This is a genomic window from Halobaculum sp. EA56, assembly GCF_051195075.1.
Taxonomy (GTDB): domain Archaea; phylum Halobacteriota; class Halobacteria; order Halobacteriales; family Haloferacaceae; genus Halobaculum.
The window spans coordinates 1-1,503 of sequence record NZ_JBNTJX010000080.1 but is presented as its reverse complement, the minus strand read 5'-3'; the positions used below and the strand labels follow the sequence as shown (position 1 = coordinate 1,503).

General features: G+C 61.7%; 1 protein-coding gene and 1 pseudogene. One reads left to right on the top strand and one right to left on the bottom strand.

All coding sequences use genetic code 11. The annotated features are described in order from the left end of the window. Positions 1-1,296 (bottom strand): heavy metal translocating P-type ATPase (locus ACQUQ1_RS22145; protein ID WP_435066348.1); only part of this gene is annotated, 1,296 nt, incomplete at its 3' end. Positions 1,297-1,382: 86 nt separating this feature from the next. Here ACQUQ1_RS22145 and ACQUQ1_RS22140 point away from each other — a divergent pair. Then, positions 1,383-1,503: pseudogene (locus ACQUQ1_RS22140) on the top strand (transcriptional regulator); the annotation flags it as partial.

Sequence of the window (1,503 nt, the reverse complement as noted above, 5' to 3'; positions counted from 1 at the left end):
GGTCTTGTCCAACACGATGTGGTCGACGTCGGGAAATATCTGGAAGGCGTCACCGGAGCGCATCAGGATGCCGCGGTTCGCCGCCTTCCCGCCACCCCGAATTAGGGCGAGCGGTGTCGCCATCCCAAGCGCACACGGATAGCCGAGGACGAGAACCGCCAAGGCTGCGAACGCCCCGCGCTGGACGTTGGGGGCTGCCCCCCACGCGAGTGGTGCGACCACCCAAAAGAGGAACGAGAGCGCGGCGATCGTCAAGACGCCGGGGACGAAATACTTGAGCACGCGGTCGGCGAGCTGGATGATGCCGGGCTTCATCGCCCGCGCCTCCTCGATCTCGCGGGCGACCTGGTTTAGGAACGCGTCCTCCCCGGTTGCAGTTACTTCGATGAGCAGCGTCCCGGTCTCGTTGACGCTGCCACCGATCACCGCGTCGCCGGCGGCCTTCTCTTCGGGAATGGACTCGCCGGTAGCGACCGACTCGTCGACCATCGATTCGCCCTCGACGACCGTGCCGTCGACGGGGATGTTTTCGCCGGGCTTGACGCGGACGCGATTGCCAACGTCGAGGTCGTCGACAGGGACCTCCTCGACATCACCGTCATCACTGACGCGGCGTGCCGTGTCGGGCTGGAGGTCGAGAAGGCCTTGGACGGCTCGGGAAGCTCGCGTGCGGACGATGAGGCTGGTGTACTCCGAAAGGATGTGATAGGTGGTGATGAACACGGAGACGGCGAAGAAGTGAACGGTCGGGAAGCTCGGGAAGACGAACAGGCCAAGCAGTCCACCCACGAGTCCGGCGAACGCGCCCGCTTCCAGGAGGACGTGCTGGTTGAAGATACCCCGGCGCACGCTCTGGAAGGCTTTCTCTTTGATATAGCGGCCGGCCCCGAACATCGTCCCGAGTGCCAGCCCCAGAGTCACCAGATCCATCCCGAGAGATGTTGACTCGAAGCGCCCCATCACGAAAATCATCCATCCCATCAGGGCAGCGATAACGATGGATGCGCCACCGGTGATGAGGAGGCGACGCTTGCCGTCGGAGAGTTCGGCCTGCTGTTGCTCGTACCGCTTCGCTTTGTCAGGGTCGCGGATGGTGTACCCGAGGTCTCGGAGCGTGTCCTTTACCTCGACCTCGCTCAGCAGGTCGTCGTCGTATTCGACGAGAACTTCCTCGTGGGCGAGACTCACGTCGACGTCCTCAACGCCGTCGGTTCGACTGTAGGCCTTCTTGATGCTCTCGGCACAGAACGAGCAGGACATCCCCCCGACGTTGAATTGGTCGTGTGTCGTTCCCATCGTACCTGTTGGTTATCGTGCGACGCGGATAACCATTATGACGAGAGTTATAGCGGTCTCGATATCATACTACCACTGTCGTTGGAATGGCGTTACTCTTACTGTCGTTGTCCGTCTATGTCGTCACAAGAATGGCGCTCCTCGAATCTGACGTGCCGATCCGCGAAGTCGTGACGACGGACCCGGAGAAAGCGAAGGCACTGGAGA